A 26,764-nucleotide genomic window follows, 5' to 3' on the forward strand; every position below is an offset into this window, starting at 1 on the left:
ATTTCGATGAAATTTTAAAAATATTTTTATAAAATTAAAAAGACTATATAATGGAATTAATGACAGTTGGCGGTGGATGTTTTTGGTGTATTGAAGCAGTATTTGATCAAGTGAAAGGAGTAGAAAAAGTTGTTTCGGGTTATACTGGAGGGAATGCTCCTGGAAGACCAACCTATCGTGAAGTGTGTTCAGGTTTAACAGGTCACGCTGAAGTAGTACAAGTTAGTTTCGATCCTAAAGTAATTTCGTACGAAGATTTAGTAGTAATTTTTATGACGAGTCACGATCCAACAACCCTAAATCGTCAGGGGGCGGATGTAGGGACACAATACCGTTCGGTAATTTATTATCACAACGAAGCTCATAAGGAAATTTCAGAAATTATAGTGAAGGAGATGTCGCTTTATTACACAAATCCCATTGTAACAGAAATAAGTCCGTTACAAACATTTTATGAAGCTGAAGAAGATCACCAAGATTATTATGCCAACAATCAAACTGCTGGATATTGTACAGCGGTAATTTCTCCAAAATTGGCAAGGTTACGTAAAATGCACAGTGATAAGCTTAAATAGAATTAAAAATCTAATTTTAAATTTCATTACTTAAAATTCCTTTAAACACTGAGGGTGAGGGTTTTTAGCTGCTCTTTTTTTGCTGTTATTCGTTAAAAATTCAAGCGTCAAAAGATATTATTTTGCATTGTGAAAAAAGGACGTAATTTTGCACCTTCTAAAAAAGGTAGAATTTATGATGGAGGTAACAGACGCACTAAAAGAAAAAAAAACTGATAAGGAGCTATATAGCTATCAAAAAGGGGCAATAGATCAAATTTTTGAAAAATTTGAAACCGCTCCAGACGATTATCACTTGTTGTATCAATTACCAACAGGTGGAGGTAAAACAGTTATCTTTTCTGAAATTGTCCGTCAATATCTTAAACTTCACAATAAAAAAGTTTTGGTGATGACTCACCGAGTGGAGCTATGTAAGCAAACTTCTGAAATGCTTACAAGTTTTGGTGTTGTAAACAAAGTTGTTAATAGTACTGCTAATCTTTCCGATCAAGCAAAATACAGTTGCTTTGTGGCAATGGTTGAAACCTTAAACAACCGTTTGAACGATGATAAACTTGATATTTCAGATATTGGATTAGTTATTATTGATGAGGCTCACTATAACTCATTTACAAAGCTTTTTAAATTCTTTGAAAAATCATTTATCCTTGGCGTTACAGCAACTCCATTAAGTTCTAATAGAAATCTTCCGATGAAGGATAACTATCAAGAACTGATTGTTGGAGAAAGTATTCAGTCGTTAATTGATAATGAGTTTCTAGCTCAAATTGAAGTTTTTCAATACAATATGGGGCTAACATCTTTGGAGATTGGTTCTAATGGTGATTATACTGTAAAATCATCAGATGATCTTTATTCTGGAGTAAATATGCTTGACCGTTTACTTGAGGCGTATAGAACGCACTCTAACGGTAAGAAAACATTGATTTTCAACAACGGTATTAATACATCTATCCAAGTGTATTATCACTTAAAGGCAGAAGGTTTGCCTGTAATGCACTTAGATAATACAGCTACAAAAAAACAGCGAAAGCAAATTTTAAATTGGTTTCGTGAAACTCCTGATGCTATACTTACATCTGTAAGCATTTTAACTACAGGATTTGATGAACCATCGATAGATACAATTATTCTTAATAGAGCGACACGTTCTTTAACGCTTTACTTTCAGATGATTGGTCGTGGTTCGCGTATTTGGAATAATAAAACTAAGTTCTCGGTTATCGACCTTGGTAACAACTTTCAGCGATTTGGACCATGGGAGGCACCTTTAGATTGGCAGGCAATATTCAATTCACCTGACTTCTTTATGGATCGCTTAGTGAGCGATGAGGAATTAGAAAGTAACTTCCGTTACGAAATGCCAGAAGAGGTGCGCAATGAGTTTGCAAAGAGTGAGAACGTTTATTTTGATATTAAACAAACCTATCAAGACTCTGTAGCAAAAGGTGAATCTAGTAAGGTAATTTTAGAAAGATCTATTGAACAACACGCGCGAATTTGTGTAGAAAACAGTGAAGATGTTTACGACGCACTTGCTTTAGCGAAAATGTTAGGAGATGATATCGATTATCGAATTGAAAAGTATACGCAGTGCATTAGTAAAAGTACAGGTAACTTCATTAGTTGGCTAAAAGAAGATTACCGTTTAAAATTTAGAAATTATCTTCGAGAGAACTTTGATGAAATCTTTGAAGAAATTCACGGGTATGCACCTGAAGAGTAAGAAGTAAATTAAAACTCTGAATTCTAAAAATTAAATTAGAATTCAGAGTTTTAATTTTTAGACTTAATATTGTTCACTTTCATTAGGGAAATCGCCGCTCTTTACGTCTTTACTATACTGAGTAAATGCATTTTTCATATCAGTATACAAATCTAAATAACGTCTAAGGAAACGAGGATTAAATTCGTGAGTCATTCCAATCATATCGTGAAGCACTAGAACTTGTCCATCTACGCCGTTCCCGGCTCCAATTCCAATAACTGGAATACTAATTTTTTCGGCTACTTGTTGTGCTAGCTTAGCAGGAACTTTTTCTAGAACAATAGCAAAGCATCCAATTCTTTCCAATAAAAGAGCGTCTTCAATTAACTTATCGGCTTCTTCCTCTTCTTTAGCGCGTACAGTGTACGTTCCAAATTTATAAATTGATTGCGGTGTTAACCCCAAGTGTCCCATTACAGGGATACCTGCGTTTAAGATTCGTTTTACCGATTCTTTTATTTCTTTTCCTCCTTCAAGCTTAACTGCGTGTCCGCCACTTTCCTTCATAATTCTGATGGCAGAGCGAAGTGCTTCTTTTGGATCGCTTTGATAGCTTCCAAATGGTAAATCAACTACAACTAAGCTGCGCTCAATAGCACGAACTACTGAAGCTGCGTGATATATCATTTGGTCTAAGGTAATGGGTAGGGTGGTTTCGTGTCCAGCCATCACATTACTAGCAGAATCACCTACTAAAATTACGTCTATTCCTGCACTATCTACAATTTTGGCCATGGTAAAGTCGTATGCAGTTAGCATCGAAATCTTTTCACCTTTCTTTTTCATATCCACCAAAGTTTTGGTGGTAATGCGTTTGTATTCTTTTTTAGCTATACTCATAGTTATATTGAAATTGAATGGTAAAAGTAATAAATTACGACATTAGAAACTTGGATTTTGGATTTGATAATTCCTGGAGTGTTTTTATATCAATATTAAATACTGTGAATTAACAATCGCTTACATTAACTTGTACTGCAAGACCTCCTTCACTAGTTTCTTTATACTTCGATGTCATATCTTTTGCCGTTTCCCACATTGTTGCAATTACCTTATCTAAAGGTACTTTTGCCTTGGCAGGATCACTGTTAAGTGCCATTTCACAAGCGTTTATAGCTTTAATTGCTCCCATTGCGTTACGCTCTATACAAGGAATTTGAACCAAACCAGCAATTGGGTCGCAGGTTAAACCTAGGTGATGTTCCATAGCAATTTCACTAGCCATTAAGCATTGATCTGGCGTTCCGCCCATAAGTTCGCATAACGCACCTGCAGCCATTGATGATGATACACCAATTTCTGCTTGACATCCACCTAAAGCCGCTGAGATAGTAGCTCCTTTTTTGAAAAGACTTCCTATTTCGCCAGCAGTTAATAAATATTTCTGAACGTCTTCAAAATTTGCATCGTGGTTTTCAATCACCATATAATACATCATTACGGCAGGAATTACACCAGCACTTCCATTTGTTGGAGCGGTTACAACTCTACCTAAAGATGCATTTACTTCGTTAACAGCTAATGCGAAACAAGAAACCCATTTCAGAATTTGTCGAAATTTTACTTCGGTATTTCTAATGGCATCTATCCATTCTTCAGCATTATTATATGTGGTGTCCCCAATAAGGTTTTTATTCATTTCGAATGCTCTTCGGGTAACATTTAGGCCACCAGGTAAAATTCCTTCAGTATGTGCACCCACATACATAGAGTCAAGCATTACGTCCCAAATTTCTTTTAAACCATTTGTTATTTCTGCTTCCGAACGCAATGATTTTTCATTCTCGAGAACTATTTCTGAAATACTTTTATTTTCAGATTTGCAGTATGCAGCTAGTTCCGCTCCGTTTTGAATAGGGAAAGGGAACTGTGCAAATTTCTCCATTTTTGCTTTTTCCTGCTTGCGCTCTTCTTTAACAGTAAATCCTCCACCTATGGAATAAAAAGAGGTAGATTCTTTCGATCCGTCTTTAAAGCTGGCATTAAAAGTCATTCCATTGGGATGGAATTCAAGAAACTTTCTATTAAAGATTATATTTTCTTTCGGGACAAACGGCACCTCTAACTCGTTGTTAAGTTTGAGCTTATTTTCCGAAGTAATAAAGTCTATCTCTTTATTTATATTTTCAATGGGAAATGTAACAGGGTCAAACCCCATTAAACCTAGCATTACAGCTATATCTGTAGCGTGACCTTTTCCCGTTAGTGAAAGCGAGCCATATAGATCTACAGTTAGCGATACTACCTCATCAAATTTATTATCATCTTTCAACTCCTCAACCCAACGCAATGCTGCGCGCCAAGGACCTAAAGTGTGGGAACTAGACGGCCCAACACCTATCGACAACATGTCAAAAACACTAATACTTTCCATAAATTTTATCTTGAGTCAAACCTAAGAAATTTTAAAACATTTAGCTAAACAGAAGACGTTAATTGTTAACAATTACTGCTTGAAATTGTTTTTTTCAGGTAAACCTACAAAAATAAAGATAAGACACGAGATAAGTGTTTTTATGCAGCTCCCTAAAATTTTTAATAGCGACTACCTAATGCAGGATTAGTGGGGGCATACTTTAATGAGTGGTAACCATTAAATAGACGGAGGCAAGAAATACTACAAGGTGAGGAGACTGTTATTTTGGGTTATAGATAAACTTTCTATAAATGTATTATGCTTAGAAATCAAGGAATTATAACCATTGGAAAAAGATTTTAAATAAATCTCAATTAAAAGCGGAATCGTTATCCGCCAATTCTAGTAGATTTCAACTTTTACTTTTTTGAAATGCGATAAAAAATAAATGACGCTAAAAATCCTATTACCGAGAAGATTGTCAACATCCAAAATACCTGCTGATGGCCTTTTTCACCAGGGGAGCCATCTAAAAAATACCCGATAGCGGGACCTGCAAAAACCTCAGGTGTATAACCTATAAAGGAAATAATTCCCACTGCAGTTCCTGTAAGCGTTAAAGGTATGTTGCCTTCTTTCATAACGGCGAAATAAAGAACACGAGCAGCGTAAACACCAACGGCTGTAACAATTATAGAAAGAAAGAATAATACATCTGTTTCTTGGTCTAAAATACCAGAGGCAAAAAGTAACCCTCCAAAAAATGAAAGTACAAATCCGATACACAGGTAAATGGAGGGACGAGAACGATCTGCCAGAAATCCGATTACAACACCTACAATAGGGCGAATAAATAATAAGAACGTACCTGTTTTGGCAGCATCTACTTCGCTATATAACATTACGTCCTTGGCATAGAGCGAAAATATATCGGTTATTTTATACCCTACATAGGCACATATTATAATAACCATAAGGAGCCAAACAGAAGGTAATTTTAGGACTGTTTTTATATTTTTAAAAGTGATTTTCTCATGGCTTGTCGCTTCAGTTTCTTTATCAATTTTTAAGAAAAATAATACTATTACTCCAATTATAGCAACAAGGGCGGAGGAGGTATATACTACATAGTGGAAGGCCTTTAATTGAACTTCAGACGATATTTCAGTTTCAGAAACAAACAGAGAAAACACAAATACACCAAGCAATCCAAAGAGTGCGCCTACTAATCCACGCCCTCCATCTAAAAAGCCAAATGCTTTTCCTTGACTGTCATTTCCACCCCAAACGCGGGTGGCTTTTATCATTGCCGACCAAAACAGAAAAATTGTTGTAAACCCCCAAAAACCATAAAGAATTATTAAAGTTTGAAAAGTAGGGGAGCTGGCATAAACAAGTCCGCCTAATGCTGTAAGTATTAAAGCTGTTCCCATCAATTTTCGAGGAGGAAATCTATCTGCTAAAGGACCGCCAAATAAATAAGAGAAGACTGCCACTATTCCATATACCGAAAAACAAAATCCCAATTCTGTGTTATTGATTTGAAAAACTTCAAGAACAGTAGCTCTAAAAACTCGTGCCAATACAAATGGTAAGATAAAGACAGCTTCCCCCGCAAGTATTAATAGGATAATATATGCTATATATTGTTTTGAAGGCTTTTTATTATTCAATTGTTTATTTTATAAAATTTGCTTCTTGTAAAAGTAGTGTATTTTAAAAAGAAGATGTTTTTATTGTAGTTAGAATAGAATTTTACCATTCTGATATGCTCAGGAAGGCAATTAAACCATTATTAATGACGGATTTAAATATATTTATGACATGATGGCAGTACAATTTGGTTGGCACAATCATTGACTTATAGAACTCGAAATTAAGAATACACAACATAAATAATAAACAACAAACAATACTATTATGAGTAAAATAATTGGAATCGACTTAGGAACAACAAACTCTTGCGTTGCCGTAATGGAAGGAAGCGAGCCAACAGTTATTCCTAATGCCGAAGGAAAAAGAACGACTCCTTCTGTAATCGCATTTGTGGAAGGTGGCGAAATTAAAGTAGGTGATCCTGCAAAACGTCAAGCTGTTACAAACCCAACAAAAACCATTAGCTCTATTAAGAGATTTATGGGGAATAAATATTCTGAGTCTTTAAAAGAAACAGAACATTCTGCATACAAGGTAGTAAAAGGCGATAACGATACAGCTCGTGTTGATATCGATGGCCGTTTATATACGCCACAAGAATTAAGTGCAATGATTCTTCAAAAAATGAAGAAAACTGCAGAAGATTATTTAGGACAAGATGTTACTCGTGCAGTAATTACTGTTCCTGCATACTTTAATGACAGTCAGCGTCAAGCTACTAAAGAAGCTGGAGAAATTGCTGGTCTTAAAGTAGAAAGAATTATTAATGAGCCAACTGCTGCTGCACTTGCCTACGGTCTTGACAAAAAAGGAACAGACCAAAAAGTAGTTGTGTTTGACTTTGGTGGTGGTACGCATGACGTTAGTATCCTTGAATTAGGAGACGGAGTTTTTGAAGTACTTGCTACTGATGGAGATACACACTTAGGTGGTGATGACGTTGACCAAAAAATAATCAATTGGTTAGCAGATGAGTTTAAGGCTGAAGAGGATTTCGATCTTCGTAAAGACCCTATGGCGTTACAACGTTTAAAGGAAGCTGCTGAAAAAGCAAAAATTGAACTTTCTTCTGCTGCACAAACAGAAATCAACTTACCTTATGTTACTGCTACTGCTAGCGGACCAAAACACTTGGTTAAAACATTGTCTCGTGCTAAGTTCGAGCAATTAATTGACGATTTAGTTAAGAGAACTATGGTTCCTTGTGAAACTGCAATGAAAGCTGCAGGTTTAAGCAAGAGCGATATTGATGAAGTAATTTTAGTTGGTGGTTCAACTCGTATTCCTGCAGTTCAGGAAGCTGTTGAAAAATTCTTCGGAAAAAAACCTCATAAAGGTGTAAACCCTGATGAAGTAGTAGCTGTTGGAGCTGCAATTCAAGGAGGTGTATTAACTGGAGATGTAAAAGATGTACTTCTTTTAGATGTAACTCCTCTTTCTCTTGGAATTGAAACTATGGGAGGTGTAATGACTAAATTAATTGAAGCTAACACTACAATTCCTACTAAGAAAAGTCAAGTATTCTCTACAGCTGCAGACAATCAGCCAAGTGTTGAAATTCACGTATTGCAAGGAGAGCGTCCAATGGCAAACGATAATAAAACAATTGGTCGTTTCCACTTAGACGGAATACCACCAGCACAAAGAGGTGTGCCACAAATTGAAGTAACGTTTGATATTGATGCTAATGGTATCATTAAAGTAAGCGCTACAGATAAGGCTACTAATAAATCTCAAGACATCCGTATCGAAGCTTCTTCAGGATTAACAGAAGAAGAAATCGCGAAGATGAAAGCTGATGCAGAAGCAAACGCTGAAAGCGATAAAGCTGCAAAAGAAAAAGTAGATAAGTTGAATGAAGCAGATGCAATGATCTTCCAAACTGAAAAGCAACTGAAAGAATTTGGTGATAAATTATCTGATGATAAAAAGAAACCAATTGAGGAAGCTTTAGAAGAATTGAAGAAAGCACACGCATCACAAGATTTAGCTACAATTCAACCAGCTTTAGATAAGATAAATGAAGCTTGGAAAACTGCTTCTGAAGAAATGTACAAAGCGCAAGCAGATGCTCAAGGTGCACCAACAGGTGATGCTGGAGCAGGAGCTGAGCAGGGAAGCAACACTGAAAACAGTGATGTGGAAGACGTTGACTTCGAAGAAGTAAAGTAAGCTGAGATCAATTTTCGCTCTAAGTGAAAATTTATCAATCGCTTATCCCAAGCATAGTCGAGGGATTTTTACAAGCAACATTATATAAGCTTAATACAAAACCGCAACCTGAAAAGGTTGCGGTTTTTTGTTTTGACTAATTGAGGGGTATTTTAGTTATTAAGACAAATTAAGAAATAAATAGCAGAGTTATTGATCTTCTTAAAATTTTAGATAATTGTAATTAAAATGTGGGAAGGTGTTAAGTTTAGATTTCGAACAAACACACATAAAAAGAACGGCCCGTAAGGGCCGTTCAATTTTAAAGCTTTTTATTTTAACCAATTATTAAGCTTTAAGGTCACATACTTGGAAAGTGGGGGTTTCCAATAGGTAACCGGGGGCCAAAATATAATTTATTAAACACTATCCCAAACCAATTGATGATAATTTTTGAAAATTTAACTTTTAAAGGATTTGTATGTTTATATAGCAATCTCATTTATAAATTTTCGATTAACTTCATGGATTCCATCGAAAACTTTAATTTCTAGTCTGTTATTAAACAACTCGCTTCCTTTTAATTGCTCTTCGGTTTTTCTCGCTTCTGTAATGTATTCATCCTTATCACCATATAAGTAAATAACCCTAGTAGAAGGATTTAAAAATTCAAAATCAGAGGCTTTCAATTCTTTTGGAATTCCTCCCGAATGAAGGATTAGTTTGTCACAATTTATTTTTCTATTTGCAACCCAGCGAGTAGCAATTGAAACTCCTTGCGAATATCCTAAAACAATTAAATTAGGTATTTCTCTAGTTATTTCTTTTTTAAAAACAGCATCTATATAATTTAATACATTTTCAGTTTCTAGAATTGTATTTTCACGTGTAAGCCAAGAAGCGCCAACGTGTTTAAATTTTCTGTCTTGATAGTATTTTGAAGGAGCCTGTGGTGCTATTATGTAATTTTCTTCAGGATTCAACTCAGAAAAATATCTAATAAAGTATTTGCTTAAATACCCCAAACCGTGAAAAACTATCCAAACATTTTTAGTGTTGTCGGTTAAAGTATTTAAGGTTGAATAAGTGTTGACCGATTTGTAAGAAGCTTCTTTTTCAGTGCTCATTTGTTGTATTCAATTTTGTATTTTTACAAATGTAATTTAATAAGATGAAGTACACTAAAGATCAAATTTTAGCTATGTCCAAAAAAATGTGTGAAAACACATTAATGGAAACCTTGAATATAGAATTTACGGAAGTCGGAGATGACTTTTTAATTGCAAAAATGCCAGTAACTCCTAGAGTTCATCAACCTGACGGTGTTTTACACGGCGGTGCATCTGTCGCTTTAGCAGAGAGTGTTGGAAGTGCAGGAGCCTATTTCTTTTTAAACGCTGAAAACATCGTTGTTCGCGGAATTGAAATTGCAGCCAACCACGTAAAAAGTGTACGTGAAGGTTTTGTGTATGCTCACGCAAGTATTCTTCATAAAGGACGTACAACTCAGCTATGGCAGATAAAGATAACCAATGAAGAAGGCGATCTCGTTTCTCTTGTGAAACTCACAACAATAAGTTTACCAAAAACCCAATAATGGATTTTAATTTATTACTTGAGAAAATTTCAAATCATTATTTGAAGAAATTACCATTTGTAGTATACAGTAAACCAAATAGTAAAGCCTTATCAGCTCTTCTGCAAAAGAATGATTTCTTACACGAAATTAAAGAATTAAATAAAGCTGGATTTGTACTTTCGCCATTCAACTATCACAATTCTTCTTTTTTTATACCTGAAATCGAGTCAGAGATTTATGTTTCTGAATTTGTAAAAGAACCCTTTATAGCAGAAGTTACTTCAGTTTCAAACGATGAAAATGAGGAAGGTAATTATATTAAACTGTTAGAAAGCACAATAGAAGCAATTAAAAATGACATAGCAACTAAAATTGTTATCTCGCGCCCAAAAAACGTAAAGCTTCAAAGTTTTTCTATTGATAAATTACTAAAACGTTTATTCTCAGCTTATCCTACGGCCTTCCGATATATTTGGTTTCATCCCAGAACTGGTTTGTGGTGTGGTGCTACGCCAGAAACACTTGTGAATTTAGATGATAATATGTTTACAACTATGGCTTTGGCAGGAACCCAACCTTATATTAATGATGAGCCCGCAACTTGGAGACCTAAAGAAAAAGATGAACAACAGCAGGTAACCAATATGATTTTAGATAAATTAAAACCTGCGACTTCTTCATTAGAGATTTCTAAAACATATACCCATCGTGCTGGTTCGTTATTACATCTTAGAACAGACATAACGGGTAAATTAAATAATAATACAACGCTCACAGCTATAGCGTCTGCTCTACACCCAACACCGGCAGTAGGTGGCAATCCTAAAGAAATAGCACAAAAATTCATTTTAGAAAATGAAGGATACAATCGCGAATTTTACACAGGTTTTTTTGGTCCTGTATTCAACAATGGGACTTCGGCTAATCTTATGGTAAACTTACGATGTATGAAAATAGAAGATGACGTTGCGCGTATATTTGTTGGTGGTGGAATAACATTAGAGTCTAATCCAATAGAAGAATGGCAGGAAACTCAAAACAAAATGCAAACAATGTTACAAGTGTTGCAGCCAATGCTTTAAAATCTACAGTGTCTTTGTACCTTTACACTCCATGAAATTTACAAATAAAATCCTCGCACAAACCCTTATTCAATTATGTTTGGATAAAGGAATTAATCATATCGTAATTTCTCCTGGGTCGCGTAATGCACCATTAACCATAGGTTTTGGAGAACATCCGGAATTTAAGTGCTTTAGTATAGTTGATGAACGTGCTGCTGCATTTTTTGCATTGGGAATGGCGCAACAATTAAAAAAACCAGTAGCTGTTGTTTGCACCTCCGGCTCAGCACTAATAAATTATTACCCAGCAATTACGGAAGCGTTTTATAGCGATATTCCGCTTATAGCTATTTCAGCAGACAGGCCTGCAGACCGAATAGATATAGGCGATGGACAAACCATTCGTCAGGAAAATGTTTTTCATAACCATATTCTTTACAGTGCTAACTGTACTGAGGGTGATGAATTTCAACAAAAAAATGAAACCGAAATAAACGTTGCCTTAAACACAGCAATTGAGTTATCGGGACCTGTTCATATTAATATTCCTTTTTCCGAACCTTTATACCAAACCGTTGACAAGCTATTAGTTTCACCACAAAATGTAAAAGCTAGGTTGGATAGTTTCGATTTATCAGAAGATTTAGCACCTTTTCAAACTAAGTGGAATAGTAGTAGTCGCAAAATGATTTTGGTTGGGGTTCTACCACCAAACAGTGTAGAGCAACGCTTTATCGAACATTTAGCAAAAGATAAAAGTGTTTTAGTTCTAACCGAAACAACTTCAAATCTTCATAATGAAAATTTTATTTCTGCTATAGATCAGCTTATAACACCATTGACAGAAGAGGATTTTAAAAATCTCCAACCGGAAGTATTATTGAGTTTTGGAGGAATGGTGGTTTCTAAACGAATTAAAGCGTTTTTGAGAAATTATACTCCAGAAGAACATTGGCACGTAGATTCAAAAAAAGCTTATGATACTTTCTTTGCTTTAACGCATCATTTTAAAACGCCAATAAATAAATTTCTTACTGAATTTCTTCCGAAAACAAATGCTGTAGATAGTGACTATCGGGAACAATGGTTATCGTTAAAATCTTATAGATTACAACGTCATAATATATATGAAACCCAAATTCCGTATTCAGATTTTATGGTGTTTTCTGAAATATTTAAACAACTTCCACAAAATATTCAGTTACAACTAAGTAATAGTGCTACAATTAGATATGCCCAATTATTTAATTTACCAGCATCCTCAGAAGTTTTTTGTAATCGAGGAACTAGTGGAATTGATGGTAGTACAAGTACAGCAATAGGAGCAGGGTACGCTTCAAACTTGCCAACAATATTTATTACTGGAGATCTGAGCTTTTTCTACGATAGCAATGCATTGTGGAATAATTATATACCGAAGAATTTTAAAATTATTGTAATCAATAATGGAGGTGGAGGTATTTTTAGAATTCTTCCTGGTGAAAAAGATACTAAAGTATTTAATACTTATTTTGAAACCAAACACAATCTAACAGCCAGACATCTTTCAGAAATGTATGGTTTTAAGTATCAATCTATAGCTGAAAAAGAAGAATTAAGTAAAGGAATTACTACATTCTTCCAAGCAGATGAAGGGCCTTCTTTGTTAGAAATATTTACGCCTTCGACTATCAACGATAAAGTGCTTTTGGATTACTTTAAATTCATTGCCTAAGGCCAATTTATTACATTAGAATTTGTTAAGTTTTCCATAGTTTATTATATTTTTAATTTTCTTTAAAACACTACCTTTGCAGTTATGATAAAATTGGGTGAATACAATACATTAGAGATCCTAAGGGAAACCGAACCGGGTCTATATTTAGGTGATGACGAAGAAAACGTAGTTCTCTTGCCTCACAAATACAAACCAGAAGAATATGAAATAGGAGATGATCTCACGGTTTTTATATACCTTGATAATGAAGAACGTCCTATAGCAACCACTTTAGACCCATTTTTACAATTAAATACATTCGGATATTTACATTGTAGCGATGTTACCGAATATGGTGCGTTTATGGATTGGGGATTAGAAAAACAGTTGTTTGTGCCTTTTAAGGAACAAGCACGCCCAATGAAAAAAGGAAATTGGTATATCGTTTATTTATATATAGACGAAAAAACCAACCGCTTAGTTGGTTCAAGTAAAACAAACCATTTTCTTCAAAATGAAAACCTAACGGTTGAAGCCTATCAAGAAGTTGATATTTTAGTAACACATTTAACTGAAAAAGGAGCAAATGCTATTGTTAATGGTGTTCATAAAGGATTGATTTATATAGAAGACATTTTTGAAGATATCCGTACAGGTGATAAGCTAAAAGCATTCGTAAAGAAAATACGTCCTGACAATAAAATTGATTTAGTTCTTCAACAACCGGGTTATAAAAGCATAGAGCCTAACGCTAATTTTATTAGAGAAGAATTAGAGGCCGCAGGAGGATTTCTTCCACTTCACGACAAATCAGATCCAGACACTATTAAAAATATGTTGGGTATGAGTAAGAAAAGCTTTAAGAAAGCAATAGGAACGCTTTATAAAGACAAACAAATCATCATTAAAGATGATGGTATTGAGTTGAAATAAATCCTATTCAATTCAAATTTCTAGATAGGGTTGTAAATAACTTAGTAATATCTACGCCCTAGTCTAAAAGGTGCACAACGTGCGCATATTCCGTGTGGAGGGCAAGTGTTTGCGTTTAAAAATCCACGGCTTGCTTCATAATATGCCTCGTTTTTAACTTTGGTAGATCCATCTGCACTATAACTGCTATTTCCGCCGTAAACTCCGTATTCTCTAGGGTCTAAAGATATTTTAAGATCCGATTCTACGTAACTTTGGTTTGTAATCATCGCATCAATCATACTTACCGGTTCGCGATAATTTTGTTTATTCAACTTAAAAGATGGGAGTCTTTTTAAACCTTTAGATCGAAAATCTCCTTCAAATAACAAGGAAGTGGTAGTTAAACTTTCAATTTCTGGAAGCTTAACAAAATCTAACTTATATTTATTGGTCTCGTAATCCAATTGAGCCGAAGCCAATAATGGGAATAATAATATAAGAAACAATAATTTTTTCATCGAAACAAAGATATCAAATTTTAAGCCAAGAATAAATAGATTTGAGATGTTAGACTTGAGATGTGTGACTGAACGCTTCCAAGGATTAAAAGACAGAATAATTATTCTTTTTATAACCGAATTTTATCAAATTAAAATTTATCAAAATTTAGGTGAGTTTTTAATAACGGATATACAATTAGTAACCTATTGATTTTTGGTATATCTTAAAACAAGTCATTTATCTTTCAGCGCAGCGGTTTTAGAGGTTAATCGAACATTAATAATTACAGACTTATTTTTTTAGCTACTTTCTTAGGAAGTGCATCTTTATGTATGGTAATGCTTATAGTCTTTAAGCGCATATAAGCTTCACTAAAATACACATAGCCTCCATTAGCAACACGGCTTTCATCGTTCCCCCAACTGTTTTTAACTTTATAATATTTTGTGCCATTTTGATCGTGAAGGATTCCTGTGATATGCATTAAATGATCATCAGTAGTATTGTAATTTTCAAACTCCTGTTGGCGGTACTCCTGAGTTATCGTTTTTTCAGGAAATATAAAGCTTAGTGCTTTAAGTTTATTTTCATCATCTTCAGGAACAACTGCAATTCCTTCTTTAGATGAAAAGCTACGCTCGCTTACATCACAATCTAATTCTACAGTATATCCGTTTTCCAATGCATTGTCTAAGGTTGCTATCATTTCATCTAATGGTAAGTTGTAAAAACTGCCATTACTCCAGTTGTCAGGAACATTTAAAATAAAGTTTGAATAAAACGGAGCGTGAGTGAAACTAGTTAAACTTAAATAATCTTTTGGCTGAATCTTAGTCATTTCTAAGAAAGATTGTGGTGTATATTGTTTCCCTTCGAAGGTAAAACTGTTTACATTCTTACCGATATATATATCCAAAACAGCATCTATAGCTGCACGCCACTTACTACTTAATTCTCTTCCTGGGTTTTCTACGTAGGTTTTTAGCATGGCTTCCAATACAGCTGACATCTCGGCATGATTGTGTTTGCTTTCCCCGTCGGGCATTCCGTTAAAAGCTAATTGAGGTACTAATCCGTATTTTTCCACAGCATTCATTACGTCGTGAGCAAGTCCACCTTCCCCAAACTGTGCTTTTCCTTGTCTCATGATGTAGTTTTCAGCCTTTAGGGGATAGGTATTATGTACCTGATACATTTCGCTTAAATCGATATGTTTCCCAGTTAGGCGAATTATTTCACTTTCTAAAAATGAAATACTGCTAAAACTCCAACAAGTTCCTGTAATTCCTTGACTTAATACAGGTGTAGTTTCAAGGTCGGTAACAGTTGTAAATTTGTATCTTTCTTGGGCGGATAGATTTAATGTAAATAGAATTACCAAGAGGAGTAGAAGGCTGCGCATTGTTTTATTTATTTGAGTATTATTTATTTGAGTATTTTGAGACATCTTTTCTTTGTGAACTCTATGTCTTTACGGTAAATTTGACACCGCAGAGGCGTAGAGCGCGCAGAGATTTTATGTTTAATTTCAAAGAAGATAGAAAATGATACTAAACAATATCTGCTATCTTTGAAAACAAAAATAATAATTATGAATACTCCCAATTGGAAAACAGCAAAAGAATATACCGATATAACCTATAAAAAATCTAATGGTGTTGCCAGGATAGCATTTAACAGACCAGATGTAAGAAATGCATTTCGTCCTAAAACTACAGCCGAACTACTTGACGCTTTTCACGATGCGCAGGAAGATACATCAATTGGGGTAGTTTTACTTTCCGCTGAAGGTCCATCCTCTAAAGATGGGGTTTATAGTTTTTGTAGTGGGGGCGATCAAAAAGCACGTGGCCATCAAGGTTATGTAGGTGAAGATGGATATCACCGTTTAAATATTCTTGACGTACAGCGATTAATTCGTTTTATGCCAAAAGCTGTTATTTGTGTTGTACCAGGTTGGGCTGTTGGTGGCGGACATAGTTTACACGTGGTTTGCGATTTAACGTTAGCAAGTAAAGAACACGCTATTTTTAAACAAACTGATGCCGATGTAACAAGTTTTGATGGTGGTTACGGAAGTGCGTATTTAGCTAAGATGGTAGGACAGAAAAAAGCCCGTGAAATCTTTTTCTTAGGAAGAAATTACAGCGCACAAGAAGCTTTGGAAATGGGAATGGTAAATGCTGTTATCCCTCACGCCGAACTGGAAGATACAGCTTACGAATGGGCGCAAGAAATACTTGCAAAAAGCCCTACATCTATTAAAATGTTGAAATTTGCAATGAACCTAACCGATGATGGAATGGTTGGGCAACAAGTGTTTGCTGGTGAAGCTACACGTCTTGCTTATATGACTGACGAAGCAAAAGAAGGTCGTGATGCCTTCCTTGAAAAACGCAAACCTAACTTTGATAAAAAGTGGTTGCCATAGAATAATTTTTCTGAAGCAGTTAGCATTTAATTTATAGTACAGTTATATAAACGGATTTCAAAAGTATCGATTAAGAATAAATGGAATTTGTCCGAAATCATATTGAAGGTATATCAAAAATATCTGATGAGGATTGGCATTACTTTTCCTCGAGATTAATAGAGCGAAATTTTAGAAAGAAATCCGTTTTTTTAAAACTAGGAGAGATTGAAAACTACATTTCTTTTATTAAATCTGGGGTTGTACGATTTTACCTGCCAAAGGAATTTGTAGAAAAGGAGGTAACCTTTAGTTTTAGTTTTAAAAACCAATTTGTAAGCGCCTACGATTCATTTTTAACTAGAAAACCTTCACTTTATGAGCTGGAGGCTTTATCTGATACACATATGTATAGTATTTCGTACTCCGATTTACAGGATGTTTATGCAAATACTCAATTTGGAAATTTAATTGGAAGATTAACTGCTGAACGTCTATTTCTGTTAAAATCGAAACGCGAGCAATCTCTTTTAAATGAAACTGCTGAAGAGCGGTATTTAAAGCTATTTAAAAACCGCCAAGATTTTATCAAAGATATCCCGCTTAAATATATCAGTTCTTACATTGGAGTGACGCCACAAGCCTTAAGTCGTATTCGGAAACGTATTAATTGATTTAGGTTCATTGTTTGGCTTGGCTATTGCAAGTATGTTTGTAAAAAAAATAGCTAATGACAATATTGATATTTATAGTGGTACTTTGGTACGGAGGACTATTTTTCCAAACCTTCTTCTTACACCGCTATGCCGCTCACCAATCCTTTACAATGTCTAAACTAACCGAAAGAATAACTTTTGTGTTAACCTGGTTTTTTCAAGGATCAAATTATTTAAGTGCTTATGGTTATGGTGTTATGCACAGAATGCATCACGCCTATGCCGATACTGAGAACGATCCTCATTCGCCAAAATACGATGCCAGCGTTTTTTCAATGATGTGGCGCACTAAAAACATATACGCCGATATAAATGAGAAACGCATTGAGGTTGACGAAAAATTCACTAAGAATGTTCCACAATGGGAACGCTTTGACAGTTTTGCAAGTTCTTATTTCTCTAGAATTATCTGGAGTATATTGTATTTTGCATTTTTCTTTTACTTCGCAACAGCTTGGTGGCAATGGCTATTTTTCCCGGTAGCGCTGTTTATGGCACCTATTCACGGAGTAATCATTAATTGGTACGCACATATCTACGGATATGTTAACTTTAAATCTAAGGACACCTCCAAAAATCTTTTGCCTTTTGATTTTTTAATGATGGGTGAGGGGTACCACAACAATCACCACAAACACGCAAGTCGCGCAAATTTTGGAGGCGTTCGCTGGCACGAGGTTGATATTACTTATAAAATAATGCAGGTTTTACACGCCTTAGGAATTATAAAGATTAAACCTATTACCCAAGTGGTTAGAAGAGAAGTGTAACAACTTAAACGTTTAAATAAAACCCGCTTTCTATTTAATGGAAAGCGGATTTTTTATTTCCTATTTTAATTGTCACTGTAAATGGTTTGAAGTAGTAGGTTTTACAAAGCCTAAATGATATGATATTTGTTAAGAGTTTATTTTACTGAAACAATTGTTGTAATATATATGTAGTAATTGATACAATGTAATAATGCTAATACAAGAATATCTTTATTTGCGAAATTTTCAAACTCTTCTGTAGTATTAATATTATAATTGTAATTAAGGTTATTTAATTTAGTATCCATTTCGGCTACTAATAGTTCTCTTTTGTTCGTGTCGGTTAATATGAATTTATTGCTTGAAACTCCTTTAATTCGAAGTAAAAACTTTTCTTCTAATTCATTAAAATAAGTTTTTATTAAAATTCCATTCCAACTAAGTTTAAAATCTAATATAGTCTTTTTGTCGTCTTTTAATTCAACTTTAGAATTCCAAATTCCTTTTGGTTTAAGTTGAAACTTATCACCATTAGAGATTATAATTTCTGCATTTGAATCATACCATTTGTTATACAGTAATTCTCCGATTTTTATATTGGCTGAAGTTAAAATAAAAGACAATGAGTTGTTCGAATTTGCTTTGTAATTTGCCATATTATGAATATTCTAAAATTTAATTATTAAAAGTTCGATTTTTAGCTTGACCTATAATTTCTTATAAAGCAATTCTCATATATTTTATACTGGGAAATTTTTAGGTTAACAATCAAATATAGGATATATTTTAAATTTTCAACAATATAAAGGAAAAGGAGTTGTTCAGCTATTTATTCACATTCATGAAAAAAAGCACCCAAAAAAACTCTTAGATGCTTTTTGAATCAATACTAATTATTTGCTCTAATACGCATCGTCATGAACGTTTGCAACCGCCCGTCCGCTTGGGTCGTTCATATTTTTAAAACTTTCGTCCCAATCCAGGGCTACTTGACTACTACAAGCTACACTAGGCACGCTAGGCACGGTTAAGGCTGCAGCATCACTAGGATAATGACTTTCAAAAATAGTGCGGTAGTAAAACTCTTCCTTGCTAGTAGGAGTTTGTATAGGGAAACGATAATGAGCATTTGCCATTTGTTCATCTGTTACTTTATTGTTTACCATTTCCTTTAAAGAGTCAATCCAACTGTAACCTACACCGTCGCTAAATTGTTCTTTTTGTCGCCAAGCAACAGCTTCGGGTAACATATCGCCAAAAGCCTCGCGTAACACCCATTTTTCCATTGCTTGCTTTTCGTGAGAACCTCTTTTACCAGCAATTATCATTTTATCTTTAGGGTTTAGTCGCATAGCCACATCCATAAATTCTTTGTCTAAGAATGGCACTCGACCTTCGATTCCCCATGAAGCTAATGATTTGTTTGCACGTAAACAGTCGTACATATGTAGTTTGTCTAATTTACGCACATTTTCTTCATGAAAATCCTTTGCGGAAGGGGCTTTGTGAAAGTATAGGTATCCACCAAAAATCTCGTCAGCTCCTTCGCCAGAAAGCACCATTTTTATTCCCATTGCCTTGATAGCACGCGCTAATAAAAACATAGGTGTAGAGGCACGGATGGTAGTTATATCGTAGGTTTCCACGTGGTATATCACATCGCTGATAGCATCAAGCCCTTCTTGAATTGTAAAATTGATTTCGTGATGTACAGTTCCTAGATGATTCGCAACCAATTTTGCAGCAGCCAAGTCTGGGGACCCCACTAGACCAACTGCAAATGAATGTAATCTTGGATACCAAGCCCCTTCGGTATCGCCAGATTCTATGCGTTTATCTGCATATTTTTTGGCTAGAGCAGAGGTAATGGAAGAGTCTAAGCCACCAGAAAGTAAAACACCATAAGGCACATCACTCATTAGCTGTCTCTTTACTGCAGCATCTAATGCATTTCTAAGATCTTCAATACTAGTTTCATTTTCTTTAACTGTTTCAAACTCCATCCAATCTCTCTTGTACCATCTCTTAATTTCACCTTCACGGCTATCTAAATAATGACCAGGAGGGAAGAGTTCAATTTTGGTACACGTACCTTCTAGGGCTTTTAACTCTGAAGCAACATAAAAGGTTCCGTTTTGATCCCATCCCATATACAGTGGAATGACGCCCATGTGATCGCGGGCAATAAAATAATTATCATTTTCAATATCATAAAGTGCAAAGCCGAAAATACCGTTCATTTCGTCAAGAAAATCTGGGCCTTTTTCTTTGTATAAAGGTAAAATAACTTCACAATCACTTTTAGTTTGAAAGTCATAACCGTTTAATTGTTTTCTCAATTCGGTATGATTATAGATTTCGCCATTTGCTGCCAAAACAAGGTTTCCATCCCTGCTATAAAGCGGTTGTTTCCCTGATATAGGGTCTACAATAGCAAGTCGCTCGTGAGCCATTATAGCTTTATCATTGGTAAATACACCGCTCCAATCCGGTCCACGATGACGAATAGTCTTTGCCATTGATAGTATTTGAGGTCTAAGTGCCTCAGAGGGCTCTTTTAGTTTGAATGCACATACAATTCCACACATAATTTGAATATTTGGTTAATAGTTGAGTTTCGTAATGTTTGGTTTCCTCGATTCCGTTTGGATATCAATTTAGTTTTGCTTTAATTTTTTTTGACTTCCGAGTGGGGTGGAGTGGAGGCAAAAAAAAAGCCCGTCAGGTAAAAACCTGACGGGCTATATATCGCGACAAGTTTTTGTTACGGAAGCTCGTTATTATTATTGTTGTTATTTAAGCTAACTAGTGACATAAACTTGTTTTTTAATAATTATATTGCTAATGTATGATAAATTCTGCTAAAAACAATATTTCAACTGATTTAAATTAAAATTTAGGGGGATTTCCCTTTAGTTATAAATTATCTCAATTTTGGAAACTCAGTTGGATTTGCTTCGTGCATAATGCTATAAACTTTTTCATAAACATCTTCTACTGAGGGTTTAGAAAAGTAATCTCCATCGGTTCCATAAGGAGGACGGTGGTCTTTTGCTGAAAGAGTTTGCGGCTTGCTATCCATATACCTATAACCTCCTTGTTCTTCAATAACTTGATTTAAGATGTATGCTGAAGCACCACCTGGAACGTCTTCATCGATAACTAAAAGCCTGTTAGTTTTTGCAACACTCTTAACTATGTCGTGATTAATATCTAGCGGAAGCAATGACTGTACATCGATGATTTCAGCATTAATTCCTGCTTGAAGTAATTCTTTAGCAGCTTCTTCAACTATACGTAATGTACTTCCATAAGACACTAAAGTTATGTCTGTACCTTCCTTAATAGTTTCTACAACTCCTATTGGAGTTTTAAGTTCGCCAAGGTTGTTAGGCATTTTTTCCTTTAAACGGTAACCATTTAAACATTCAATAACCAATGCTGGTTCGTCTGTTTCTAGAAGTGTGTTGTAGAAACCTGCAGCCTTGGTCATATCTCTTGGTACTAAGATATACATTCCGCGTAGTAAGTGAATTAAACCAGCCATTTGAGAGCCACTGTGCCAGATACCTTCTAATCTATGGCCTCGAGTTCTAACAATAAGTGGTGACTTTTGCTTACCATTTGTTCTGTAACGCGTAGTAACTAGATCGTCACTCATAATTTGAAGACAATATAAAATGTAATCTAAATACTGAATTTCAGCAATAGGACGTAGGCCACGGAGTGACATTCCGATACCTTGACCTAAGATTGTAGCTTCGCGAATTCCTGCATCGGCAACCCTAAGCTTGCCGTACTTTTCTTGCATTCCTTCTAAACCTTGATTTACATCTCCAATTTCACCAGCATCTTCACCGAAAATTAAAACTTCTGGGTGTTTACTAAAAATAGCGTCAAAGTTGTCACGTAAAATTACACGACCGTCAACTTCTTCCGCATCATCAGAATATGTAGCAGGCACTTCTTTTACTGTTTTAGCATTTTCTTCAGCTTCAGAGTAAAGGTGGGCACTGTATTTTGGTTGAATTATTTCGAAGTAATTCGCAATCCAATCTTGTAATTGTTTCTTTTCAGGAGAATCTTCTTTTAAAACGTAACGCAATGCTTTACGAGCTGCGCCTAGTATGTCTTTACGCAATGGACTTTTATCAGCCTCTAATTCGTTTTTAATCTTCTCGATGAAGTTTTTATTTGCACTGTTTTCCGCTAGGTTTCCTAATAATAAAACAGCTTCTTCTTGTTCTCTTTTTTGTGGATTTATAAAGGCATCCCAAGCTGCTTTCTTGCCGTCGCGTACTTGTTTTTTAATATCTTTTTCAATCTCAGAAAGCTCTTCATCTGTTGCAATATCATTGGCGATCATCCATTCGCGCATTTTTAAATTACAATCGTTTTTCGCTTCCCACTCTAGGCGCTCTTTACTTTTGTAACGCTCATGCGATCCACTAGTACTGTGACCTTGAGGTTGTGTTAGTTCTTGTACGTGAATTAATACAGGTACGTGTTCTTCACGAGCTATTTTAGATGCACGGTTGTAAACCTCTATAAGCTCTGGATAGTCCCAACCATTTACACGAATAATTTCATAACCCTTTTCAGTTTCGGTACGCTGAAAACCTTTTAGTATTTCAGATATATTTTCTTTTGTAGTTTGATATTTTGCGTGAACAGAAATTCCGTATTCGTCATCCCAAACACTCATTACCATTGGTACTTGTAAAACACCAGCAGCATTTATGGTTTCCCAAAAAAGACCTTCACTAGTACTTGCATTTCCAATAGTTCCCCAAGCTACTTCATTTCCATTTATAGAAAATTTTGTTTTGTCTTCTAAGCCTTCAACATTTCTGAAAATCTTTGAAGCTTGTGCTAAACCTAATAGACGAGGCATTTGCCCAGCGGTAGGTGAAATATCTGCACTACTATTCTTTTGTTCTGTTAGATTTTTCCAACTTCCATCTTCATTTAAACTATGCGTAGCAAAGTGTCCACCCATTTGCCTTCCACCACTCATTGGATCTACAGTGATATCGGTATGTGCGTAAAGCCCAGCAAAAAACTGCTGAATAGTTAATTCGCCTATAGCCATCATAAAGGTTTGATCGCGGTAGTATCCACTACGCCAATCTCCATTTTGAAATGCTTTTGCCCAAGCAAGTTGAGGGACTTCTTTACCATCTCCAAAGATTCCGAATTTAGCTTTACCAGTAAGCACTTCTCGTCGGCCTAGTAAACTACACTCACGGCTAGTTACAGCAATTTTATAATCGTTTATAACTGTTTCTTTAAAATCTTCAAAAGAAATTTCTGTATTTGTCTTAGGATCTGTCTGCATTACAATAAATTTTAGGAATTGCAAAAGTAGCAAATTTAGGGTGGTTTTACAACGCCATTTTGCTTAGTAGAAGTTAATTAAAATAGTGAATAATTGGTTTATTCTTTTTTAGTCTTGAATCCCTTAACAATCAGAAGTCTAAAGAGTAGTATAAATGGAAAACCGTGAAACAATACATCAAACCAATCTGCAGCCTGCATCCCATTCGCTCCTCCCGCTATCCATTTTAGCTTTCCCCAAAGATGTGGTTCGGGCATAAAAGGAGCTAAACCTAGAGTTAGACAAAGTAAAATAATTATACGCCAGTTGTTTAGGAAATCCATAGTATGAGTCTATAATTTATTATTTCTTGATTGAAGTAATCTTATACAATTTGTTCTTTTGAAAAAAAACATACTTTAATACCATTTTCTAGTAAATAGACCAAGTAGCGTTTGAGGGCTTAGGGTTACTATAAAACGAACCTTTTCGTCATAATGAGGGAGGTTGGGTTCAAATCCTAAACTTGAATAAAGCGGGAAGTAAAGTTCGAAATAATCTGCTACCAAACTCAATCTAATTCCACTATCAAAAACTGCAGTAGTACCGCTATGTGTATTGTGGACTAACCCCACATCGCCATAGGCATATATCCACTTCCAAATATTAGTACTTGCATTGGCTGTTACCATCCAACTATTTGCAAAAGCAGGTTCTAATTGTGATTTAAATCCCCCTTCTGCAATAACTAATTGTTGACTGAAAAGACCAGAATCTTCACTTCTTCCATAGTAATTATAATCAAATAAATAATCACTAGGACGATCTAAGGCGAAACTGAAAAAATCTTCATTTTCACGCGTATCGTTGAAAAGAAATACTCCTGCAAAAAAGCGTAAATTTAATTGTCGGTTGCTTAGAAATAACTTTCTATACTCTAAGTTTGCTGATAGCTTGCTAAATTTAGACGAAATTTCATAGTCCACTACAGACCTGAAATAATTAATTAGGTTTGGATTTGAATATACGTACTGAATATTATAAACACTGTAATTTGGCTCTTGATCGGGATCATTAGGATCTTTGTCCTTATAAACGTTTATGTTTCTAAGATTGATAAATTGCTTTTCATTATCTCTTAAATCATCATTTCTGAATGAGAAAGTGATATAGGGTGTAAATTTTTTATAGAATAAACCACGATTGTAGGAGTAATAATTTCCTGAAAAACCATATCGCATTTTATAAAGTTTGTCTTCATCTAAATATTGAATATAACTAACAGATGCACCTCCTACTAATTTCTTAGAGCGAAAACCATATTGGGGTTCAAAACTAAAGTGAACTGGCTTAGGAAGCACGGTTTTGTTATACAGTCGGATACCTGCAGATACCCCGTCGTACAAATTATACTCGAATATTGGCATAAAGAAAAACTGGGTGAAGCTAGGATCTTCTACATCCTGAAAAAGCCTAAATTGAATAGGCTTATTTAATAACCCATCTACCGTTTTATAATTGTTTCGACGATTATACTCAGGGATTTCACCTTTGTGATTAAGAACTAACTTTTTAATATTTTTAGATGGAATCGTAATTGTGTCTATGCTGTCAATTGGTTTGGTCCAAGTTTTATAAACAACATCGTCATTATTTAAGCCGTATAAACTAACGGGTAGTTTAGATTTTCTATTGTTTTTTATGGAAACTATAAGGGAATCGCCTTGTTTTTGAACTTTCTTAATTTTGAAATCTATAGTTTTTCGAGTGTTTGCAAAATCCTCAAAAAACCAATTAATAGGAAGGTCAGTTTTTTCAGATAGAAAAGTTTCGAAATCTGAAGATTTTACAGGTTTTAATCTATTTTGAGTATAGAATTCCTTGAAGCTTTCACTAAGTATATTATCTCCTAAATAATCATTTAAATATTTGAAACCACTACCACCGTAATAGCCGTTGGCAATATTCATATTAAATTTCAACAACGAATCTTTTGAAATAGTAAGTGGTTGTTGAATATTATTACGAGCCATATTTAAGTAGAGTAGCGGATACTGATCATTAAACTCAAGGTTTGCTGCGTGTGCCCAACGTATTACCCACCAATTACTTAAACTTCCAATTATTTTCATATTAGGGTAGTAGGTATCTACATAATCCATCATTATATAAATCTGCAAAGCATCCTGTAACCAATAATCTTCTCTAGGATTAAAAATTAAAGTGTTGTCTATATAATGGCGGGTAATGGTTTTGAGATGTTCCATATCATATTCAAAACCATCAGGGAAAGGACTAATAAAACTTGGAAGTTGGTTTAAACCGTAAACGGGATTTGTTTTATAATCTGTCTCACTAACTACTATTTTTTCAAAAGGATATGGTCCAAGTTTATTGTGTAAAAATTGAGCGACTCTATCGATTACTAAAGCTTGAACAGGAGGGTTTACACGGCTGTTTTGAATATTTGTAACAATGCTAACTTTATCGGTTTCAATTGTTGTAAAACTTGGATTTTTTTCAATATATAAAACAGCGCTGTTGCGATCTTCCCCTTCTAGATGAATAGTTTTTTCTTTAGTAGAAAGGGTTTCAATTTCGACGTTTAAATCTGACGTTACATTGTATATCCTTGGGATATTTAAGTTTATAGAAATATGAGATGGAGTTAAATATAAATCATCTGTATTTTTATTGCTATAAACTTGCCATTCCCCATCGTAAACAGCAGGAGAAATGTACCAGTACCGCAGTTTGTAGTTGTTGTTTTTGTCTACTCCGTAACGCGTAAACTTATCGTCTGGAACTTTTACTGTATACGCTATATTGAAAGTATAATTATCACCTGGATTAAGAGGTTTATCAGGAATTATTTTTAGAATATCTACTGCTTTATCACGTTGCCATTGTAGCGGAACAACCGAGTTGTTATAGATTTTGTGAATATCTGTTTTTCCTCGATTTTCTTTTTTCTCGAAGTGAAAAGCACTCTCATAATTGTCGGCAAAACGTTTACCTAGCGGTGTCGTTTTAGCAGAAAAACTATTCGCCCAATCGAAAAAGTAAATTTCATTTAATGTATCCTTAGAAGTATTATTATACGTCACCTTCTGTTCAATCGAAATCGTTTTATTAGAAGGGTTTAGCGTAGCATTAATATTTATCGTATGCTGTGCCATTGCTTGAATAGTCAAGCAAAAAAAAATACAGTATAAAATACTTTTTGCTATCAAGATATTTTAATGAATTTAAATTCTGAACTGCTAGAAGAATATCACAAATTATAAATACCTCCAGAGTTTTTA

The 26,764-nt window shown here is 34.8% G+C and carries 21 protein-coding genes; 10 read left to right on the top strand and 11 right to left on the bottom strand.

Annotation, left to right across the window (positions count from 1 at the left end):
* The first annotated feature begins 50 nt into the window (after positions 1–50).
* On the top strand, positions 51–575 hold the full coding sequence (gene msrA, locus H4O20_RS01930) for a peptide-methionine (S)-S-oxide reductase MsrA (protein WP_185098118.1): 525 nt from the start codon (positions 51–53) through the stop codon (positions 573–575).
* A gap of 175 nt (positions 576–750) precedes the next feature.
* Complete coding sequence (locus H4O20_RS01935; RefSeq protein WP_185098119.1) at positions 751–2,304, top strand: DEAD/DEAH box helicase; 1,554 nt, start codon at positions 751–753, stop codon at positions 2,302–2,304.
* Between the two features lie 63 nt (positions 2,305–2,367).
* On the opposite strand, the gene panB is transcribed toward H4O20_RS01935, so the two are convergent.
* The 3 genes from panB to H4O20_RS01950 form a co-directional block, all read right to left on the bottom strand.
* On the bottom strand, positions 2,368–3,186 hold the full coding sequence (panB, locus tag H4O20_RS01940; RefSeq protein ID WP_185098120.1) for a 3-methyl-2-oxobutanoate hydroxymethyltransferase: 819 nt from the start codon (positions 3,184–3,186) through the stop codon (positions 2,368–2,370).
* A 109-nt stretch (positions 3,187–3,295) separates the two neighbouring features.
* Positions 3,296–4,729 (bottom strand): L-serine ammonia-lyase, encoded by a 1,434-nt coding sequence (locus H4O20_RS01945; RefSeq protein WP_139854561.1) that lies wholly within the window; start codon positions 4,727–4,729, stop codon positions 3,296–3,298.
* 392 nt (positions 4,730–5,121) lie between these two features.
* The gene (locus tag H4O20_RS01950) at positions 5,122–6,375 is read right to left on the bottom strand and encodes a nitrate/nitrite transporter (RefSeq protein ID WP_185098121.1); all 1,254 of its coding nucleotides are present in this window, start codon (positions 6,373–6,375) and stop codon (positions 5,122–5,124) included.
* A 247-nt stretch (positions 6,376–6,622) separates the two neighbouring features.
* Between H4O20_RS01950 and dnaK the strand changes: the two genes are divergently transcribed.
* Positions 6,623–8,530 carry a molecular chaperone DnaK gene (gene dnaK / locus H4O20_RS01955; protein WP_185098122.1) on the top strand — a complete coding sequence of 636 codons (1,908 nt, stop codon included), beginning with the start codon at positions 6,623–6,625 and terminating at the stop codon, positions 8,528–8,530.
* A gap of 464 nt (positions 8,531–8,994) precedes the next feature.
* On the opposite strand, the gene H4O20_RS01960 is transcribed toward dnaK, so the two are convergent.
* Positions 8,995–9,636 carry an alpha/beta hydrolase gene (locus tag H4O20_RS01960; protein WP_185098123.1) on the bottom strand — a complete coding sequence of 214 codons (642 nt, stop codon included), beginning with the start codon at positions 9,634–9,636 and terminating at the stop codon, positions 8,995–8,997.
* Between the two features lie 44 nt (positions 9,637–9,680).
* Here H4O20_RS01960 and H4O20_RS01965 point away from each other — a divergent pair, with 44 nt between their 5' ends.
* The 4 genes from H4O20_RS01965 to H4O20_RS01980 all read left to right on the top strand — a co-directional run bounded on the left by H4O20_RS01965 (position 9,681) and on the right by H4O20_RS01980 (position 13,781).
* The gene (locus H4O20_RS01965; RefSeq protein ID WP_185098124.1) at positions 9,681–10,106 is read left to right on the top strand and encodes a PaaI family thioesterase; all 426 of its coding nucleotides are present in this window, start codon (positions 9,681–9,683) and stop codon (positions 10,104–10,106) included.
* Complete coding sequence (locus tag H4O20_RS01970) at positions 10,106–11,170, top strand: isochorismate synthase (RefSeq protein WP_185098125.1); 1,065 nt, start codon at positions 10,106–10,108, stop codon at positions 11,168–11,170. Before H4O20_RS01965 ends, H4O20_RS01970 begins: the two co-directional genes overlap by 1 nt.
* Positions 11,171–11,201: 31 nt before the next feature.
* The gene (gene menD / locus H4O20_RS01975; RefSeq protein ID WP_185098126.1) at positions 11,202–12,866 is read left to right on the top strand and encodes a 2-succinyl-5-enolpyruvyl-6-hydroxy-3-cyclohexene-1-carboxylic-acid synthase; all 1,665 of its coding nucleotides are present in this window, start codon (positions 11,202–11,204) and stop codon (positions 12,864–12,866) included.
* Between the two features lie 84 nt (positions 12,867–12,950).
* Positions 12,951–13,781 (top strand): S1 RNA-binding domain-containing protein, encoded by an 831-nt coding sequence (locus tag H4O20_RS01980; protein WP_139854573.1) that lies wholly within the window; start codon positions 12,951–12,953, stop codon positions 13,779–13,781.
* A 41-nt stretch (positions 13,782–13,822) separates the two neighbouring features.
* Here the strand turns inward: H4O20_RS01980 and H4O20_RS01985 are convergent, their stop codons facing one another.
* Both H4O20_RS01985 and H4O20_RS01990 read right to left on the bottom strand, forming a co-directional pair.
* A complete protein-coding gene (locus H4O20_RS01985; RefSeq protein ID WP_165150100.1) occupies positions 13,823–14,281 on the bottom strand; it encodes a hypothetical protein in 459 nt (152 codons plus the stop codon).
* A 266-nt stretch (positions 14,282–14,547) separates the two neighbouring features.
* A complete protein-coding gene (locus tag H4O20_RS01990; protein ID WP_185098127.1) occupies positions 14,548–15,666 on the bottom strand; it encodes an aminopeptidase C in 1,119 nt (372 codons plus the stop codon).
* A gap of 189 nt (positions 15,667–15,855) precedes the next feature.
* Between H4O20_RS01990 and H4O20_RS01995 the strand changes: the two genes are divergently transcribed.
* The 3 genes from H4O20_RS01995 to H4O20_RS02005 all read left to right on the top strand — a co-directional run bounded on the left by H4O20_RS01995 (position 15,856) and on the right by H4O20_RS02005 (position 18,160).
* Positions 15,856–16,695 (top strand): 1,4-dihydroxy-2-naphthoyl-CoA synthase, encoded by an 840-nt coding sequence (locus H4O20_RS01995; RefSeq protein ID WP_185098128.1) that lies wholly within the window; start codon positions 15,856–15,858, stop codon positions 16,693–16,695.
* A gap of 80 nt (positions 16,696–16,775) precedes the next feature.
* Positions 16,776–17,348, top strand: coding sequence for a Crp/Fnr family transcriptional regulator (locus H4O20_RS02000; RefSeq protein WP_139854579.1), 573 nt, complete (start codon positions 16,776–16,778; stop codon positions 17,346–17,348).
* Between the two features lie 56 nt (positions 17,349–17,404).
* Positions 17,405–18,160: an acyl-CoA desaturase gene (locus H4O20_RS02005; RefSeq protein WP_139854580.1), complete on the top strand. Its 756-nt coding sequence runs from the start codon at positions 17,405–17,407 to the stop codon at positions 18,158–18,160.
* Between the two features lie 137 nt (positions 18,161–18,297).
* On the opposite strand, the gene H4O20_RS02010 is transcribed toward H4O20_RS02005, so the two are convergent.
* The 5 genes from H4O20_RS02010 to H4O20_RS02030 form a co-directional block, all read right to left on the bottom strand.
* Complete coding sequence (locus tag H4O20_RS02010; RefSeq protein ID WP_139854582.1) at positions 18,298–18,798, bottom strand: hypothetical protein; 501 nt, start codon at positions 18,796–18,798, stop codon at positions 18,298–18,300.
* 246 nt (positions 18,799–19,044) lie between these two features.
* Positions 19,045–20,730 carry an asparagine synthase B gene (asnB, locus tag H4O20_RS02015; RefSeq protein ID WP_185098129.1) on the bottom strand — a complete coding sequence of 562 codons (1,686 nt, stop codon included), beginning with the start codon at positions 20,728–20,730 and terminating at the stop codon, positions 19,045–19,047.
* 335 nt (positions 20,731–21,065) lie between these two features.
* On the bottom strand, positions 21,066–23,480 hold the full coding sequence (locus H4O20_RS02020) for a thiamine pyrophosphate-dependent enzyme (RefSeq protein WP_185098130.1): 2,415 nt from the start codon (positions 23,478–23,480) through the stop codon (positions 21,066–21,068).
* Positions 23,481–23,578: 98 nt separating this feature from the next.
* A complete protein-coding gene (locus tag H4O20_RS02025) occupies positions 23,579–23,803 on the bottom strand; it encodes a hypothetical protein (RefSeq protein ID WP_139854588.1) in 225 nt (74 codons plus the stop codon).
* 75 nt (positions 23,804–23,878) lie between these two features.
* Complete coding sequence (locus H4O20_RS02030; protein WP_260402624.1) at positions 23,879–26,638, bottom strand: metalloprotease; 2,760 nt, start codon at positions 26,636–26,638, stop codon at positions 23,879–23,881.
* Positions 26,639–26,764 lie beyond the last annotated feature (126 nt).

It is taken from the genome of Aequorivita sp. 609 (assembly GCF_014212065.1).
GTDB lineage: Bacteria > Bacteroidota > Bacteroidia > Flavobacteriales > Flavobacteriaceae > Aequorivita > Aequorivita sinensis.